The sequence below is a fragment of the Lysobacter sp. Root690 genome (assembly GCF_001427785.1).
Taxonomy (GTDB): domain Bacteria; phylum Pseudomonadota; class Gammaproteobacteria; order Xanthomonadales; family Xanthomonadaceae; genus Lysobacter.
The window spans coordinates 87,208-104,668 of record NZ_LMHM01000012.1 but is presented as its reverse complement, the minus strand read 5'-3'; the positions used below and the strand labels follow the sequence as shown (position 1 = coordinate 104,668).

The 17,461-nt window shown below is 66.6% G+C and carries 15 protein-coding genes; 8 read left to right on the top strand and 7 right to left on the bottom strand.

The genetic code is table 11. The features are described from left to right. Positions 1 to 26: 26 nt before the first annotated feature. Positions 27 to 1,454, bottom strand: a complete 1,428-nt coding sequence (locus ASD86_RS08325) for a hypothetical protein (protein ID WP_157476331.1) — start codon at positions 1,452 to 1,454, stop codon at positions 27 to 29. A gap of 200 nt (positions 1,455 to 1,654) precedes the next feature. On the opposite strand from ASD86_RS08325, the gene ASD86_RS08320 reads away from it, so the two are divergent. The 3 genes from ASD86_RS08320 (at position 1,655) to ASD86_RS08310 (ending at position 4,754) form a co-directional block, all read left to right on the top strand. Beyond that, positions 1,655 to 2,245 carry a macro domain-containing protein gene (locus ASD86_RS08320; protein ID WP_056109375.1) on the top strand — a complete coding sequence of 197 codons (591 nt, stop codon included), beginning with the start codon at positions 1,655 to 1,657 and terminating at the stop codon, positions 2,243 to 2,245. Between the two features lie 82 nt (positions 2,246 to 2,327). Next, positions 2,328 to 3,122, top strand: coding sequence for a hypothetical protein (locus ASD86_RS08315; RefSeq protein WP_157476327.1), 795 nt, complete (start codon positions 2,328 to 2,330; stop codon positions 3,120 to 3,122). 165 nt (positions 3,123 to 3,287) lie between these two features. Continuing rightward, positions 3,288 to 4,754, top strand: coding sequence for an amidohydrolase family protein (locus ASD86_RS08310; RefSeq protein WP_235567704.1), 1,467 nt, complete (start codon positions 3,288 to 3,290; stop codon positions 4,752 to 4,754). A 355-nt stretch (positions 4,755 to 5,109) separates the two neighbouring features. Here the strand turns inward: ASD86_RS08310 and nagA are convergent, their stop codons facing one another. From nagA to ASD86_RS08295, 3 genes are read right to left on the bottom strand one after another with little or no spacing between them, the layout of a single operon-like run. Beyond that, a complete protein-coding gene (gene nagA, locus ASD86_RS08305; RefSeq protein WP_056109371.1) occupies positions 5,110 to 6,255 on the bottom strand; it encodes an N-acetylglucosamine-6-phosphate deacetylase in 1,146 nt (381 codons plus the stop codon). 13 nt (positions 6,256 to 6,268) lie between these two features. Further along, the gene (locus ASD86_RS08300) at positions 6,269 to 7,279 is read right to left on the bottom strand and encodes an SIS domain-containing protein (protein WP_056110623.1); all 1,011 of its coding nucleotides are present in this window, start codon (positions 7,277 to 7,279) and stop codon (positions 6,269 to 6,271) included. A gap of 35 nt (positions 7,280 to 7,314) precedes the next feature. Continuing rightward, a complete protein-coding gene (locus ASD86_RS08295; protein WP_036103525.1) occupies positions 7,315 to 8,067 on the bottom strand; it encodes a GntR family transcriptional regulator in 753 nt (250 codons plus the stop codon). A 148-nt stretch (positions 8,068 to 8,215) separates the two neighbouring features. On the opposite strand from ASD86_RS08295, the gene zwf reads away from it, so the two are divergent. From zwf to eda, 5 genes are all read left to right on the top strand, one after another. After that, positions 8,216 to 9,733 carry a glucose-6-phosphate dehydrogenase gene (gene zwf / locus ASD86_RS08290; protein WP_056109369.1) on the top strand — a complete coding sequence of 506 codons (1,518 nt, stop codon included), beginning with the start codon at positions 8,216 to 8,218 and terminating at the stop codon, positions 9,731 to 9,733. After that, a complete protein-coding gene (gene pgl, locus ASD86_RS08285) occupies positions 9,717 to 10,472 on the top strand; it encodes a 6-phosphogluconolactonase (RefSeq protein WP_056109366.1) in 756 nt (251 codons plus the stop codon). The genes zwf and pgl overlap by 17 nt, the downstream gene beginning before the upstream one ends. Positions 10,473 to 10,772: 300 nt before the next feature. Next, positions 10,773 to 12,593 carry a phosphogluconate dehydratase gene (gene edd / locus ASD86_RS08280; RefSeq protein WP_056109364.1) on the top strand — a complete coding sequence of 607 codons (1,821 nt, stop codon included), beginning with the start codon at positions 10,773 to 10,775 and terminating at the stop codon, positions 12,591 to 12,593. Positions 12,594 to 12,899: 306 nt separating this feature from the next. After that, positions 12,900 to 13,580 carry an HAD family hydrolase gene (locus ASD86_RS08275; protein WP_036103531.1) on the top strand — a complete coding sequence of 227 codons (681 nt, stop codon included), beginning with the start codon at positions 12,900 to 12,902 and terminating at the stop codon, positions 13,578 to 13,580. Positions 13,581 to 13,926: 346 nt separating this feature from the next. After that, entirely contained in the window at positions 13,927 to 14,574 is a 648-nt protein-coding gene (eda, locus tag ASD86_RS08270) for a bifunctional 4-hydroxy-2-oxoglutarate aldolase/2-dehydro-3-deoxy-phosphogluconate aldolase (protein ID WP_056109362.1), read from the top strand. A gap of 414 nt (positions 14,575 to 14,988) precedes the next feature. Here the strand turns inward: eda and ASD86_RS08265 are convergent, their stop codons facing one another. The 3 genes from ASD86_RS08265 to ASD86_RS08255 all read right to left on the bottom strand — a co-directional run bounded on the left by ASD86_RS08265 (position 14,989) and on the right by ASD86_RS08255 (position 16,992). Continuing rightward, complete coding sequence (locus ASD86_RS08265; RefSeq protein WP_036103539.1) at positions 14,989 to 16,035, bottom strand: LacI family DNA-binding transcriptional regulator; 1,047 nt, start codon at positions 16,033 to 16,035, stop codon at positions 14,989 to 14,991. A 69-nt stretch (positions 16,036 to 16,104) separates the two neighbouring features. Then, on the bottom strand, positions 16,105 to 16,560 hold the full coding sequence (locus ASD86_RS08260; protein ID WP_046658634.1) for a hotdog fold thioesterase: 456 nt from the start codon (positions 16,558 to 16,560) through the stop codon (positions 16,105 to 16,107). Between the two features lie 237 nt (positions 16,561 to 16,797). Continuing rightward, positions 16,798 to 16,992, bottom strand: a complete 195-nt coding sequence (locus ASD86_RS08255; RefSeq protein ID WP_036103540.1) for a hypothetical protein — start codon at positions 16,990 to 16,992, stop codon at positions 16,798 to 16,800. Between the last annotated feature and the right edge of the window lie 469 nt (positions 16,993 to 17,461).

Here is a 17,461-nt window from a genome sequence, read left to right as displayed (position 1 = left end):
CACCGCGTCAGCGTTTCGGGCACCGCCTAGCCGATCGAGCGCGCTCCACGCGACGGCGCATCCGGCTGCACCGCTTGTTGGGTCTCGGGCGCTTGCGCCGCCTGTTGCTCCTGGCGATCGACGGTGGCCACCGCCTGCCGGCGCATCTCCTGGCCCGCGGGCAGGTTGCGCGCCGCGTCCAGGGCGCCGCGGTCGCCGGTCATCAATCCATGGATCAGCGCGTTCGGGTCGTCAGCGGCCGACGCGGTGCGCGGTCCGGTCGGCGCGCGACCTTCGACCGGCGCCGGCGGTTCCAGTGCGCTGCGGCGATCGGGCAAGTGATCCCTGGACGGCGCCGGCGAGCGCGAGCCGCCGCCGAACGGGAAGGTCAGATCGAAGCCGATATAGCCCTGCGGCCGGCCGTCGGTCACCGAACCGCCCGCGCGCACGCTGAACGGGCTGTCGGGCATCCGGTAGCGGAAGTCCGCGCCGGCGGTGAACGAATCGCGTCCGGTCAGGTCGCGTTCGAACCGGGCTTGGCCGTTCGCGGTGAGGCCCGGCGCGAGGGTGGCCGAAACCGTGGGGCCGTAGCTGTGCGCATCGCCCGGGCCGACCGAGCCGGCCACGCCCAGGCGCAGCCAGTCGTTGGTTCCCAGCGGCGCGTTGGCGGCGCCTTCAATCCGGGTGCCCTGCGGACTGAGCACGACCGCGCCGTTGAGGTTGAAGCCGTGCGCCCCGCCGGCGTAGGCGCCGTTGAAGCGGGTGGTGTCGGTTGCGCCGTTGTAGTTCACCCCGGCGCTGAGCGAGGTCCCGCCGCCGAGGTCGCGCGCGGCGCCCAGCGATGCGCTAGCCCCGGCCGGCGACTGCGAATACTGCGCGGTCCACTGGTTCACGCCGAGCTGCAGGCTGCCGAAGCCGGTGTAGGTCTGGGTCTGCAGGTTGCCGGCCACGCCCAGCGACAGGGTGTCGACGCCGTTGGTCTGGCTGCCGGCGGCCACGAAGCCGTTCGAGTTGCCGCCAATGGCCAGGTTGAAGGGGCCGGTGCTCGCACCCGCGTACCCCGACACCACGCCGTTCCGCGGATCGGTGAGGGTGGCGCCGATCGAGGTCACGCTGCCGTCCGCGCCGGTGATCGTCTGCCGCTGAAAGTGACCGAGCAACGGGGTGTTGCCCGACCAGGTGATGCCCGATCCTTCCGACCGCCCGGGCAGGGTGACCGGCGCCGTCAATCCGGCCGCGCCGAGGCCCGGGCCGAGCACGCTCAGCGGGTCTTGCGAGGGCGGAATGCGGAACCCCGGCACCGTGCCCGGTGGTGACGCCGGCGGCAGCGGCCAAGGCCCGGTGGCGGACATGTCCGGCCACTGCGGCTGCGGCAATGGAATGCCGAACGGCTGCAGGCGCACGTCTGGCGGCGGGGTCGGCGAACCGCTCGGCGGCGGTGTCTGTCCATTGCTGGAACCGGTGGGCTCACCCATCGTGCATCTCCATTTGCTAGACCGTTTGCGTACTGTGCTACCAGCGGCGCCGGCAGGTATAAAAGTTCCGTGAAATGGACAGATTTTCAGGACGAAAGGCGACCTCGGCTGGGTCGGCCGCCGTGCCGCCGCGCCTGTTTCACCGTCGTCTTGTTCAATCGATTCGCCATCCGCCAATCCATGCCAGGAACACCGTCCCCATGCCCCTGATGCTGCACCTGCGCACGCTCGACCCCGACATGGCCGAGGCCTGGCGAGCAGTTTTCAGCGAATCCGAAGCCACGATCGAGGTCGGCGACATCCTCGACGCGCCGGCCGATGCGATCCTGAGCCCGGCCAACAGTTTCGGTTTCATGGACGGCGGCATCGACCTGCTGTATTCGCGCTACTTCGGCTGGGAACTGCAGGACGCGGTGCAGGCGCGGATACGCGCCGAACACGGCGGCGAACTGCCGGTCGGCCAGGCGATCGTGGTCGCGACCCGCCACCCGAAGTTCCCGTTCCTGATCAGCGCGCCGACCATGCGCGTGCCGATGCCGGTGGATCGCACCACCCATGTCTATCTGGCCTTCCGCGCCGCGCTGATCGCGATCGATGCGCACAATCGCGACCATGCCGGCGCGATCGCGTCGTTGACCAGCCCCGCGCTCGGCGCCGGCATCGGCGCGATGCCGTTCGATCGCGTGGCGCGGCAGATGCGCGCGGCCTACGCCGATGTCGTGCTGGGCGAAACCGACTGGCGCAACAGCGCGCGCGGGGTATTGGCGCAGCATGCGGGGTTGATGCGGTGATGCGTTGATGGTTGGTGCGGATGTTGGATGATTACCGAGGGTCTGGTACAAGCAAGCGCACCATCCACGTGGGGACCGTATCTTGAAGCTCGTGTTCTGTGCGACAGCACTTTTGCTGGCAGTTCCGTCGGCGTTTGCCGCTGAAGCGACGATCAATCTGTCGATGCAGACCGCCGCGCTGCTGAAGGGCAAGGTTGTCGCGGTCACCTTGCACGAACCGCCGGTTTTGGCGGCGGTTACCGGAGGCAAGGCCTTGCTCGGCCCTTTAGGTGCGGTAGCGACGAAGCAATCCGGAAAAAACCTGGTGCGCGACAACGGTATCGAAGATCCGGCCGTCATCATCCGCGAACAGCTTGCCGCAGCATTACGTGATGTACATGGCGCCGATACACGAGCGGTGGATACGACGGCGACAGACGCCACTCGGGCCAAGGAGGTGGCGAACACCCACCCCGAAGCGGACTACGTGCTGAATGTGCGTACCGCATTCTGGCGCTACGGTTATTATCCCGGCGACTGGAACAACTATCAGTTGCTCTACTCGGCGCAGATGCAATTGGTCGAGGTCAAGAGCGGACGCAGAGTCGCTCGCGCCGCCTGCGACACCAGTAGCTATGCCAGCGAGCACCCGCCAGCCCACGAAGCGCTTCTCGCCGACGGCGCGAAGTTGCTCAAGCAATATGCCGCGGCCTTGGCCTGGAACTGCGTGCGGTTGCTGGCAAAGGAGCAGCTCGCCATTGCCGACGACAAGGTGCCGCGTCCACCCGAGCCTTACGCATCGCTGGTCGCGCAGTTCATCGCCGAGGATGGCAGAGCGGGCCTATTCGGCGCCGCGAAGAGCAGGCCCAAGAAGATGGTCAAACAGGGCGTCGAGTAACGCCAGTAAATACCTCGCCATCGATCTAAGTAAACCCGCCCCGCACCCGCCAAGCACGGACAGGTGCCGTGTCGGCGAAGCGCCGATACTGAGGAACGGACGCGCTACGCGAGCCGTCGCCGTTTCATTCGCAGCGGATCATTCGCGCCAGGCTGGGGAGCCGTCATGAACTTGAGTCGTTCGATCGCATTCGCGTTGTCGTTGTGCATGTCCGTGGCCGTCGGCGCCGCCGAGCCGACCAAGCCCGCGACCGCGCCGGCCGCGGTCCAGGCGCCGGCCAAATCACCAGCCCAATCGCCGTTCCTGGCCTACGAGCAATCCTTGCTGGCCTTCACCCATGCCGACGTGGTCGACGGCACCGGCGCGCCGATCCGGCGCGATCAAACCTTGCTGATCGAAAACGGAAAGATCCGCGCGTTGGGCGCGAGCGGACGTATCGCGATCCCGAAGGACGCGACCGTGATCGACGCGCGCGGCAAGACCTTGTTGCCGGGGTTGGTGATGATGCACGAGCACATGTTCTATCCGACCGGGCACGGCAATTATTCGGAGATGGTCTACAGCTTTCCGGCGCTGTATCTGGCCGGCGGCGTGACCACGCTGCGCACCGCCGGCGCGATGCTGCCGTACGCCGACCTCAACATGCGCGCGCAGATCCAGGCCGGCGCGATCGCCGGACCGGACATGGACGTGACCGCGCCGCTGCTCAACGGCCCCGGCTTGGCGGTGCTCGCGGTCAAGGTGGTCAACGGCGCGGACGACGCCGAACGCGCGGTGAGTTACTGGGCCGACGAGAGCGTGGATTCGTACAAGGCCTACATGCACATTCGCCGCGATGAGCTGCAACGCATCATCGAGGTCGCGCACCGGCGTTCGCGCAAGGTCACCGCGCACCTGTGTTCGGTGACCTTCGCCGAAGCCTCGGCGATGGGCATCGACAATCTCGAACACGGCTTTGCATTCGCATCGGACTTCGTGACCGACAAGCAGGCCGACACCTGTCCGGCCTCGATCACCCGCTCGCTCGCCGATCTCGACGTGGATGCGCCGCGGATGCATGAGTTGATCGATCTGCTGGTCGCGCGCAAGGTCGCGATCACCTCGACCCTGCCGGTGTTCGAGACCCTGATAGCGCGGCGGCCCAAGGTGCCCGAGGCGGCGCTGTCGATGCTGCTGCCGGAAGTGCGCGAGCAATACGAAGCGGGCTGGGCATCGATGCAAACCAAGCCGGCCGATTGGGAATGGGCGCGGTTGTTTCCCAAGCTCGGCCGGTGGGAGAAGCGCTTCGTCGATGCCGGCGGTCTGTTGCTGGCCGGCACCGATCCGACCGGTTACGGCGGGGTGATTCCGGGGTATGCGAGCAAGCGCCAGATCCAGCTGATGGTCGAGGCCGGTTTCTCGTTCGAAGAGGCGGTGCGGGTGGCGAGCTTGAACGGTGCGCGCTATCTGGGTCGCGATGCGAGCATCGGCAGCCTGGAAGTGGGCAAGCGCGCGGACGTGGTGATGATCGATGGCGATCCGACCCGCGATGCCAGCGCGATCGAGCGGATGCCGTTGGTGTTCAAGGAAGGCAAGGGCTACAAGACCGATGCGATTTTCGAGGCGATGAAGGGGAAGGTGGGGTTGCATTGAGCTTGCGCCGATGACTTGAGTGAAAAGCGAATCCCCCAGCCCCTTTTCCAAAGGGAGGAACAGCAAAAGCGTTCGCTTCATGGTTCGGCAGTTTGCGATCGCGATGTCGGTATTTCGTACGGACAAGCGCGTTGGCTTGCCCCCTTTGGAAAAGGGGGCGGGCGCCCGGCGTTTATTCGGTGGCGAGGTGGATGCTTGCGACGCGGGGGATTCGCTTTTTGCTGGGATGCTGTTGCGATCCGAGCTAAAAGCGAATCCCCCCTACCCCCCTTTTGCAAAGGGGGGAACAGCACGGGCGGGTGTTGCAACGCGGCAGGTTTGAACGAGCGCGAAGATTTGAACGATTACGCGGCGCTCAACCCAAGCCGGCGATCCAGCTATCCGTAACCCGCAACCCATCGTCCAACGCCACCAGATCGGCGCGATACCCCGGCGCGATTCGCCCAAGTTCGTGCCCCAGGCCGATGAAGTCGGCCGGGTAGGTCGAGGCCATGCGGCAGGCTTCGTCCAGTGGCAGGCCGAGCCGCTGCACGGTGTTGCGCACCGCGGTCGCCATGTCGAGCGCGGAGCCGGCGAGGGTGCCGTCGGCGGTGGTGCATTTGCCGTTGCGGCAGGTCATGGTCTGGCCGTACAGCACGAAGTCGTCCTGCGCGCCGCCGACCGGCGGCATCGCGTCGGTGACCAGGATGATCTTGCCGCGCGGCTTGGCCGCGATGGCGATACGCAACGAGGCGTCGTGGACGTGTTCGCCGTCGACGATCACTCCGCACCACGCGTTCGGATCTTCGATGCAGGCGCCCACGCCGCCGGGTTCGCGGCTGCCGAGCGGGGTCATCGCGTTGAACAGATGGGTCACGCCGCTGACGCCATGGGCGAATGCATCGCGCAGGCGGTCGTAATCGGCGGCGGTGTGGCCGGCGCTGAGCACTACGCCGCGCGCTGCCAGGGCCTGCAAGGTCGTGTTGTCGAAACGTTCCGGCGCCAGGGTCAGCAGGGTCTTGCCGACTTCGAGCGAGGCGATCTGGTCGAGTTCGGCCTCGCTGGGCGTGTGGAACTTGTCGGGGTTGTGCACGCCCTTGCGCGCGGCGGCCAGGTACGGGCCTTCCAGGTGGATGCCGAGAATGCCGGGTACGTTCTGCGCGATCGCCTCGCGCACCGCGTCGATCGCGCGCAGCATCACCGACACATCGTCGCTAATCAGCGTCGGCAGCAGGCCGGTGGTGCCGAACTTGCGATGCGCCTGGGCGATGCGGCGCAGCCCGTCGACATCGGGCGCATCGTTGAACAACACATCGCCGCCACCATTGACCTGGGTGTCGATGAAGCCGGGCACGAGGTACTGGCCGTGCAGATCCACGACCTCGACGCCCTTCGGCGCGGGCCCGGGCAATACCGCGACGATATGCCCGTCCTCGACGATGACGCTCAGGTCCGGTTCGAACCCGCGTTCGCTCAGAACGCGGCCGTTGACGAAGGCGAGGGCGCCGGCATTGACGGACATGGCGATGCGTTCCTCAGACCGTCTCGGTGACTTTGTTGAGATGCGGCGGCAGGTCGGGGTTGTAGCCGCGCGCGACCGCGAGCGCGTTGACCGCCTGGTAGAAGCTCGCCACGGTGATCAGCGGGGTCATCGCCGGATGCGAGGAGCGCGCGAGCGGCAAGGCGTCGCCGCCGTGGATGCCCGGCGCGGCCAGCCACACCGGCGCGCCGCGCGCGCGGAACTCGCGCGCGACCGCGACCGTGCCGTCGCCGGTGCCGTCGTCCTGAGCGAAGGCGAGCACCGGGAAGCCGGGGCCGACGATCGCCATCGGCCCGTGCTTGACCTCGGCGCTGCTGAAGGCTTCGGCGTGCAGGCCGCAGGTTTCCTTGAACTTGAGCGCGGCTTCCTGCGCCGCGCCCAAGCCGAGACCGCGGCCGATCACGAACAGGTTGCGCGCTTCGGTCAGGCCTTCGACCAGCGGCGACCAATCCTGCTTCGACGCTTCGCGCAGCGCATCGGGCAAGGCATGCACGGCGTTGAACAGCGCCGCGTCGTTGCTCCAGCGCGCGGTCAGTTGCAGCAGCGCGGCCAGCGAGCACAGATAACTCTTGGTCGCCGCGACGCTGGTTTCCGGACCGGCGTGCAGGCCCAGCACGGTGTCTGCGAGCTGCGCCAACGGCGAATCGGTCACGTTGACCAGCGCGACCACGTAGGCGCCGGCGGCCTTGGCGATCTCGGCGTTGCGCAGCAGGTCGGGGCTCTTGCCCGACTGCGAGATCGCCACGAACAGCGCGCCTTCCAGCTTGGGTCGGATCGCATACACCGAGCCCACCGAGGGCGAGGCCGAGGCGGTGACCAACCCCAACTGGGTTTCGAATAAATATTTGCCGTAAGTCGCGGCGTGATCCGAGCTGCCGCGCGCACAGGTCACGATGAACCGCGGCGGTTGCTTTTGCAGGCGTTGCGTCAGCTCGTCGACGATGTCGGCGTTGGCGGCGAATTGGCGCGCGACCGCGTCGCCGGCTTCGTGCGCCTCGGCGTACATGCGCGTGCTCGTCGGGTCCAGCAGGGTGTGGGTGCTCACGGCGTGGGTTCGCTCTGCAGTTCGGCGACGAAGTCGTAAGCGTCGCCACGGTAGAAGGATCGAGTGAACTCGACGACACGACCGTCGTCGAGGAAGGTGCGGCGTTCGATGAACAATCCGGGCGCGCCTTCGGGCAGGTTCATCAGCCGCGCCTGTTCGGCGTCGAAGGCGATCGCGCGCAGCCGTTGCAGGGCGCGCGCGGGGCGGATGTCGAGCTTGGCGAAGGCTTCGTACAGCGAGTTTTCGACGAGCGCCGGATCGGGCAGCACCGCGAGCGGCACCACCGTGCGTTCCAGCGCCAGCGCCACGCCGTCGGCGGTGCGCAATCGGTAGTAACGAATCACCGCCGCGCCCGGCGACAGGTTCAAGGCCATCGCCTCTTCCGGCGTGACCTCGCCGACGCCGCGTTCGAGAAAGGTCGAACGCGGATCGAGCCCGCGCGCGCGCAGGTCGTCGGTGAAGCTGGTCAGGCGCGAGAACGATTTGACGATGCGCTCGGCGACGAAGGTGCCGGCGCCCTGGCGCTGCACCAGCAGGCCGTCGGCGACCAGGCCGGCGATGGCCTTGCGCACGGTCACCCGCGACAGGTCGAGCAGCTTGCCGAGCTCGCGTTCGCCGGGCAGGGCCTGGCCGGCGGTCAGTTCGCCGTTGTCGATCGCGTGCTGCAGGGTCCGGCGCAGGTGTTGATAGGCCGGCGCGCGGCGCGCGTCGGTCTGGCGGCGGAACTCGCTTTGCAAATAGGACTGCATGGTAAAAAGATACCAGTCGTAGACCACTGGCGGCAACAAAGCCGTGTTAAACCTTGATAAATCGTTGATTTATCGTCTATTTGTCGAAGTGGTATCTTACTGGTATCTTTACTGGTATGGTTAAACCCAGACCTGTCCGAGCCTGTCCATGAGCGTCTACACCGTGCCGACCACGTCCCAAGCGCCGCATCTCGCCCCGTTGGCCCCGTTCGATCTGGTGATCTTCGGCGGCACCGGCGACCTCGCCCTGCGCAAGCTGCTGCCGGCGCTGTTCCACCGTTATGCCGACGGACAGATCGTCGCCGGCACCCGCATCGTCGCGATCGCCCGCGACACCCAGAGCGACGCGGATTACCGCAGCCGGGTGCGCGAGGCGCTGGCCAAGTTCGCCAACCTCGATGCGCGCGAGTCCGCCGCGATCGACGGCTTCCTCGATCTGCTGCTGTATCGCCGGCTCGACCTGAGCTCCGATGGCGGCTGGCCGGAGTTCGCGGCCGAGTTCAGCGGCGACGAACGCGTGCGGGTGTTCTACCTCGCGGTCGGCCCGGACCTGTTCGGCATCGTCGGCGACCGCCTGCAATCGCACGGTCTGGTCGGGCCGAAGACCCGCGTGGTGGTCGAAAAGCCGCTCGGCAAGGACGGGGTCAGCGCCGATGCGATCAACGACGCCTTGGGCCGGGTGTTCGCCGAAACCCAGATCTTCCGCATCGATCATTACCTCGGCAAGGAAACGGTGCAGAACCTGACCGCGCTGCGCTTCGGCAACGCGCTGTTCGAGCCGCTGTGGAAGGCCGAGCACATCGACCACGTGCAGATCACCGTGGCCGAGACGGTGGGCGTGGAATCGCGCGCGCCGTACTACGACAAATCCGGCGCGTTGCGCGACATGGTCCAGAACCATCTGCTGCAGCTGCTGTGCCTGGTCGCGATGGAACCGCCGTCCTCGCTCGCCGCCGATGCGATCCGCGACGAAAAATTGAAAGTGCTGCGCGCGCTGCGTCCGATCGTCAACGGCAACGCGGCGCAATCCACCGTGCGCGGCCAGTACAAGGCCGGCGCGGTCGACGGCGCCGCGGTGCCGGGCTATGCGCACGAACTCGGCGCGCAGTCGCTCACCGAAACCTTCGTCGCGATCAAGGCCGAAGTGAAGAACTGGCGCTGGGCCGGCGTGCCGTTTTATCTGCGCACCGGCAAGCGCCTGGGCGAGCGGGTGTCGGAGATCGTGGTGACCTTCCGCCAGGTGCCGCATTCGATCTTCGAAGAATTGACCGAACAAGATCCGTCCAGCCGGCTGGCGCCGAACAAGCTGGTGCTGCGCTTGCAGCCCGACGAAGGCGTGAAGCTGTGGCTGATGAACAAGGTGCCCGGCCCCGGCGGCCTGCGCCTGCGCCACGTGCCGCTGGACATGAGTTTCGCCGCGGCTTTCGGCGGCCGTCAGGCCGACGCCTACGAGCGTCTGCTGATGGACGTGGTGCGCGGCAATCCGATGTTGTTCATGCGCCGCGACGAAGTCGACGCGGCGTGGAAGTGGATCGATCCGATCCGCGCCGCCTGGGCCGCGAGCGCCGACGCGCCGCGTCCTTACACCGCCGGCAGCTGGGGCCCGAGCGCCGCGGTTGCCTTGATTGAACGCGACGGGAGAACCTGGCATGAAGATGCAGGCTGAGCGACTGACCGTGATCGAACCCTTGCCGCTGCCCTTGCACGAACGCCTGTTCGACGACGGCGAACAATTGGCGCAGGCGCTGGCCAAACAGGTCGCCGCCGATCTGCGCGGTGCGCTCGCCCGTCACGGCGAAGCCTGCATTGCCTTGTCGGGCGGCAACACGCCGAAACGTTTCTTCCAGGCGCTGTCGACGCAGACGCTGGATTGGGCGCGAGTGACCGTGCTGCCGATCGACGAACGTTGGTTGCCGCCGGAGCATCCGCGTTCCAACGAACGTCTGCTGCGCGAGAACCTGCTGCAGCATAACGCCGCGGTCGCGCGCCTGCTGCCGTTGTACCGACCGACGGAAACGCCGGAGATGGCGTTGATGCCGGTGCTGACCAAGATCGCCAACGAAGGTTTGCCGCTGGATGTCGCCGTGCTCGGCATGGGCGACGACGGCCATGTCGCTTCGTTGTTCCCGGACCTGGGCTACGACAACCCGGCGCTGCGCGAGATCGGTCTGCAACCGCGCGGCCGCGCGCCGGTGATGTCGGTGCGCACCGCGGCGATGCCCGAGCCGCGCATGACCCTGACCCTGAGCGCGATCTTCACCGCGCCGGCGCTGTACCTGCATATCGAAGGCGGCAAGAAGCGCGCGGTGCTCGATACCGCGCAGCGCGATCCGCGTTGCAGCTTGCCGATCCGTTCGGTGTTGAGCGGCGCGCCGGTCACGCCGACGCTTTATTGGAGTCCTTGATCCGTTCCAATCGAAGACCCGCACTCGTTTCCAAGCGTTTCATTTGATGCCCGCGATCCAATTGGGTGTCTCGACAGCCAGGCCAGAGTTCCCTCCCCTCCCACTTCGGCCTTTGCTGTCGCCCCCTTTGAAAAAAAGGGGGCCACGCCGCCTGACGGCGTGGGGGGATTTGCTTTTGCCTTTGCTTCTGCGGAAGGTGTAGGAAGAGCAAATCCCCCTAACCCCCCTTTTTCGAAGGGGGGAACTGTTCGGCCTCTTCGGAAGGGGCCTCGCACTGACTGAGTAAACGTGAATACCCCAATGCATCGAGTTGTCGCGCAAGTCACGCACCGTATCCAGGAACGCAGCCGCGCGCGCCGCACCGCCTACCTCGCCCGCATCGATGCGGCCGGTAGCGGCGGCCCGCATCGGCGACGCCTGTCCTGCGGCAATCTCGCCCACGGTTTCGCGGCCTGTTCGACCGGCGACAAGGCCGCGTTGCGCAGCGGTTACGCGCCCAACCTCGGCATCGTCACCTCGTTCAACGACATGCTCTCGGCGCATCAGCCGCTGGAGCGCTATCCCGATCTGCTCAAGGCCGCCGCGCGCGATTGCGGCGCGACCGCGCAGGTCGCCGGCGGCGTGCCGGCGATGTGCGACGGCGTGACCCAGGGCCGCGAAGGCATGGAGCTGTCGCTGTTCTCGCGCGACGTGATCGCGATGTCGACCGCGATCGCGTTGTCGCACGACATGTTCGACGCCGGCCTGTACCTGGGCGTGTGCGACAAGATCGTGCCGGGCCTGCTGATCGGCGCGCTGCATTTCGGCCATCTGCCGGGCATCTTCGTGCCGGCCGGGCCGATGACCTCGGGCCTGCCGAACGACGAAAAATCGCGGGTGCGCCAGCGTTACGCGACCGGTGAGGCGACCCGCGACGAATTGCTCGAAGCCGAGGCGCGCAGCTACCACGGCCCGGGCACCTGCACCTTCTACGGCACCGCCAATTCCAATCAGATGCTGATGGAGCTGATGGGCCTGCACCTGCCCGGTTCCAGCTTCGTCCATCCCAACACGCCGCTGCGCGATGCGCTGACCGCGCTGGCCGCGCAACGCGCCGCGCAGATCACCGCGCTCGGCGACGACTACCGTCCGATCGGTCGCATCGTCGACGAGAAGGCGATCGTCAACGGTGTGATCGGCCTGCACGCGACCGGCGGTTCGACCAATCATCTGCTGCACCTGATCGCGATGGCCGCCGCGGCCGGCATCGATCTGCGGCTGGAGGATTTCGACGCGCTGTCCTCGGCGATTCCGCTGCTGGCGCGGGTGTATCCGAACGGCAGTGCCGACGTGAATCATTTCCACGCCGCCGGTGGTCTGGCTTATCTGATCGGCGAGTTGCTCGATCACGGTCTGCTGCACGGCGATGTCGAGACCGTGGCCGGACATGGCCTGGCGCGCTATCGGGTCGAAGCGCGACTCGGCGCGGACGGTCAGGTCGAATACGTGCCGAGCACGCCAACCAGTTGCGACACCGCGGTGCTGCGGCCGGTCAGCGAACCGTTCCGCGCGGACGGCGGTTTGCGCGTGCTCAGCGGCAATCTGGGCACCGCCGCGATCAAGGTCTCGGCGGTGCCGGAGGATCGTTGGGTGATCGAAGCGCCGTGCCGGGTGTTCGTCGAACAGCAGGACGTGAAGCAGGCGTTCGAACGCGGCGAACTCGATCGCGACGTGATCGTGGTCGTGCGTTTCCAGGGCCCGCGCGCGAACGGCATGCCCGAACTGCATCAGCTCACGCCGACTCTGACCGTGCTGCAGAAGCGCGGCCATCGCGTCGCGCTGGTGACCGACGGCCGCATGTCCGGCGCGTCGGGTCAGGTGCCGGCGGCGATGCACATCACCCCCGAAGCGATGGCGGGCGGACCGTTGGCGAAGTTGCGCGACGGCGACGTGCTGCGGCTCGATGCGATCGAAGGGACCTTGAACGTGGTCGAACCCGCCGACTGGGATGCGCGCGAAAACGCGACGGCCGATCTGTCCGGGCATCACGTCGGCATGGGCCGCGAATTGTTCGCCGCGTTCCGCGATTACGCCGCGCCGGCGGATCGCGGGGCGGGGGTGTTTGGGTCGGTGACGCTTTGATTGGGTTGGATTAGTTCGGTCGGTTTGGCTCGACTCAATTCGGTTTGGTTCGGTGATGGAGAGTTGGCCGATGTCGCTGCCGTGTATGCCCGCGAATCTCTCAAGTCGTCATTCCCGCGAACGCGGGCTCCGCTTTACTTCGGCGGAGCCGAACATCCAGTGCCTTTCGTGCGAGAACGTTTGAAGTCGCTGGATTCCCGCCTTCGCGGGAATGACGAATCAAATAGTCGTCGTAACCCGTAGCCTTTTCCCGAATCCCGAATCCCGAATCCCGAATCCCGAATCCCGAATCCCCGGACGCCTCCCATGCCCGCCCCCGCCCGCACCACCTTCCTGTTCGATCTCGACGGCACCCTGGTCGACAGCGTCTATCAGCACGTGCTCGCCTGGAAGCAGGCGCTCGACGCCGACGGCATCCCGCTGTCGGTGTGGCGCATCCACCGCAAGATCGGCATGAGCGGCGGTTTGTTCACCAACATCCTGCTTCGCGAAACGGGTATCGACATCACCCCGGAGCGGATCGAGCGCCTGCATCGCCTGCACGCCGAAGCCTACGGCCGCCAGGCGACCCAGATCCGCCCGTTGCCGGGCGCGGTCGAACTGCTCGCGTATCTGACCGCCAACGACATTCCCTGGGCGATCGCGACCAGCGGCCGCATGGAAACCGCGCGTCACAACCTGATCGCGCTCGGTGTCGATCCGGAGCAGCGCGTGGTGATCACCCGCGACATGGTCAAGTACGCCAAGCCCGATCCGGACCTGTTCCTCGCCGCCGCCGACAAACTCGGCGCCGACATCGAGCATTCGGTGGTGGTCGGCGACAGCATCTGGGATCTGCTGGCCGCGCGTCGCGCGCGGGCGCTTGGGGTCGGGCTGTTGTCGGGCGGTTATGGACAGGAGGAGCTTGAGCGCGCGGGTGCGTTCCGGGTTTACGAAGATCCGGCGGATCTGCTCAAGCATATTGATGAAGTGGCTGCGCGGCCTTGAATGATGTGAAATTTTTTATTTTTCGTTTCTGCGAAGGCGGCTCTGTCCGATTTCGGTTGAGCTGAGGATGCAAAGGCTTTAGCGCCATCTCTCCAGATCGTCATTCCCGCGAAGGCGGGAATCCAGAGCCTTTCGTGCGAGAACGTTTGAAGTCACTGGATATTCGGCTACGCCGAAGTAAGGCGGAGCCCGCCTTCGCGGGAATGACGATGTGAGAGATCCGCGAGGATCTGGACATAAGTCGTATGCGCGACTGAATGTCACGCGGAATCATTCATCGCCTCCCACAAACCAAAGCACCACCGCCCCACCCAAACCCAACCCCAACCCCAACCGGAGCCAAGCAATGAGTTCGATGCAGGATCTGCAAGCGCGCGTCGCCGCGGTATTGGCGCTTGCGCCGGTGGTGCCGGTGCTGGTGATCGACGATCTCAAGGACGCGGTGCCGCTGGCGCGCGCGCTGGTCGCCGGCGGTCTGCCGGCCATCGAAGTGACCTTGCGCACGCCGGTCGCGCTGGACGCGGTGCGCGCGATCGCGGCCGAAGTCGAGGGCGCGGCGGTCGGGGTCGGCAGCGTGCGGCGGCCATCGGATTTCGTCGATGCCTTGAAGGCCGGCGCGACCTTCGCGGTGTCGCCGGGCAGTTCGCCGGGCTTGATCGCCGCGGCGCGCGAGATCGATCTGCCGTGGCTGCCGGGTGCGGCGACCGCGTCGGAAGCGATGGCCTTACTCGAGCACGGCTACACCCAGCTGAAATTCTTTCCGGCCGAATCGATCGGCGGCGCGACCGCGCTCAAGGCCTTGGGCGGCCCGTTGCCGGAGCTGCGCTTCTGCGCGACCGGAGGGATCGGCGCGAACAACGCGCATGAGTATCTGGCGTTGAAGAATGTGCCTTGTGTCGGCGGCTCGTGGGTGGCGCCCGCGGCGGCGGTGAAGGCTGGGGATTGGGCGCAGATCGAGGCGCTGGCGCGCGCGGCGGTGATGTTGCGTGGTTGAGCGACTGAGTGACTAAGTGAGCGACTGAGTGAGCAACTACGTGACGAGCGACTGCGTAATTGCGTAAGCGCCGCGGCTGTTGCCCCTGCTGTTGTTTTTCCCCCCTTTGGAAAAGGGGGGCAGGGGGATTCGCTTTTGCTCTGCGCTTTATCTTTTCAAGTGATGAAAGCGGCTAGGGCCAAAGCCAAAGCCAAAGCCAAAGCGAATCCCCCCTGCCCCCCTTTTCCAAAGGGGGGAACAGCAAAAGCAACAGCAACGGCGAGAAAACAGCAAAGGCGAGACAGACGGAGTCGACGCGGCTTACGTGGAAGCAATCGCGTGAGCAGCAGTGGGAGCAACCGCATGCGCATCGATCGATGGTGGTTCAATCGACGACGAATCCCACCTTCGAGCCGATCCAGCAATCAGCGCCGATCAAGCCCCCGCAAGCGGCCGCGGCGGCGCGGTCGACCCACGCACCACCAGAATCGGGCTGAATCCCTCGTTCGCCGGCATCTCGGCCTGTTGATCGCCGTCGCGACGCAATTCGGCGATCAAGCGATACGCCGCATGCCGCGCGATCTCTTCGGTCGCCTGGCGTGCGGTGGTCAAGGTCGGCCAGGACTGTTTGGAGAACGGGCTGTCCTCGAAGCCGGCGATCGACAGGTCGTAGGGCACGTGCATCCCCGAGGACTTTGCCGCCGCCAGTACGCCCGCGGCGATTTCGTCGTTGCTGCCGAAGATCGCGGTCGGCCGGTCGGGTAGCGCGAACAGGCGGCGCGCGCCGCGGAAGCCGTCGTCGAAGGAATAGTCGCCGGGCAGGACCAGGTTTTCGTCCTCGACGATGCCGTAGTCGGCGAGCGCCTGGGCGTAGCCCTTGTAGCGTTCCCAACTCGACAGATGCGACTTGCCGCCCCACAGGAAACCGATGCGCTGGTGGCCGAGCTGGATCAGGTGTTCGGTGATGTCGTACGCCGCGTCGCGGTCGTCGACCCAGACGCAGGGCGAGCCGTCCTTGGGGTCCTCGGCGGCCGAGACGATGCGGACCAGGCGGATGCCGTGGGCGACCAGTTCGGCGACCAGTTCCTTGCGTTCGGACATCGGCGGCGCCAGCACCAGGCCGGCCAGGCGCGCGCCCTGGACCAGGTCGATCAGGTCGGCGGCCAGCAACGGCGAGGACGAATCGCAGGGATGGATCTGCAGGCCGTAACCGGTCTCGCGGCAGGCGGCGAGCACGCCGTTCTGCACGCTGATGATGTAGTACGGATTCGGATTGTCGTAGACCACCCCCAGCGCATACGGCTGCGCGCTGCGCAGGCTGCGCGCGGACGGGTCGGGGCGGTATTCCAGTTCGGCGATGGCCTCGTGCACCCGCGCGCGGGTGCGGGCGCGGACGCCGGATTCGTCGTTGATCACGCGCGAGACGGTCTTCAGCGAGACCTGGGCCAGCTCGGCGACATCTTTAATGGTGGGTCGGCGCACGGAGCCTCGCGGTGGGCGCGGTGCCGGCGCGCGGGGCGTGCCGGACGGGACCTTAGCCTACTCGCCGCTTCAGATCTTGGGTACCACGGCCAGGGTCAGGCGCGAGATGCAGGCGAGCTTGCCGGCCTCGTCCTCGATGCGGATGTCCCAGACCTGGGTGCTGCCGCCGACATGGATCGGCCGGGCGGTGCCGGTGACCGTGCCGCTGCGCACGCCGCGCAGGTGGTTGGCGTTGATCTCGATGCCGACGCAGACCTTGCCTTCGGCGCAGCACAGGTTGCCGGCGCTGCTGCCCAGGGTTTCGGCGAGCAGGACCGAGGCGCCGCCGTGGAGCAGGCCGTAGGGCTGGTGGGTGCGAGCGTCGACCGGCATGGTGCCGCGGACGTAGTCCGGGCCGATTTCGGTGAAGACGATGCCGAGCGGTTCCATCGCGGTGTTGCGCGAGAGCCGGTTGAGGTCGTCGACGGTGGTCGTGCCGCGGAACAGTGGACGCGCGGCGGTGGGTGCGGGGTCGGATGGGTTCATCGCTGCACGATAGCGGCGATGGCCGGGCCGGGCCAGTCGTGGCCGGTCGGTTGGTGATCCTGAGGTGCTGCGAGGGGTGTTGCCGGTGCTGCTGGAGCGGTGATTCGGGGACGGCCGGGTCTCAGTGGACCCGGAACGGCGCGCGGGGGAGGTCGGGGGTGCGCGCCGGTCCGGGTGAGAACGAGAGGGTGGAGGTCCTTGCCGGAATCAGCCGGTCCATGGACGGTCGGTCCGCGATCAAGCGAAACGGAAGCGCGGCTGGACCCAGTTGCTGGCGTAGCTGCGGTTGCTGGCGTAGCCGCTGCTGTTGCCGTAGCCGACGCCGAAGTCGCGCTGGCGGTGCATGTGGCGGGCGACCGGGGCGGTCGGGGCGGCGGCCGGGGCGGTGGTCGCGGTGGTGGTGGTGACGGTGTTGGCGGTCTGGGTGTTCATGGTGGTTTCCTGTGTCGTGGGGTTGTAGTGCTTCGGTGTGTTGGTAATCTACAACACCTAAGTAGAAGTAACTATATGCCGGAAGTCATATCCCCCTTTAGTCATGCCCCGCTGGTGCTTGTTGCCGGGGGTACCGCGGGTGGGTGGAGCGTGGCTGCCGGGTTCGGTAATAGAGATGTGGCGGGGGCGGCGAGGGTTGCAATTGCGCACCCATGACTGAAGACCTAGGTGGGGGGCGGGATGTGACCACGAGGTCGCCGGCAGCTCACTTGCCTTTGTCTTGATCCACTCCTGTGGGCGGTCGCGTCATCGCGACGACCTCGTCGCCTGCGTCGTGGCCGTGATGTCGCGGTCGCGGCTTGCGCCGCTCCTACAGGGAGGCCATACGGCTTTGCCTTTGCCTTTGGCTTGGGCCTGAGGTCGCGCAGTTCATCCAGCGCCGCGAAGCCACTGACTCGCGTTAGCAAAT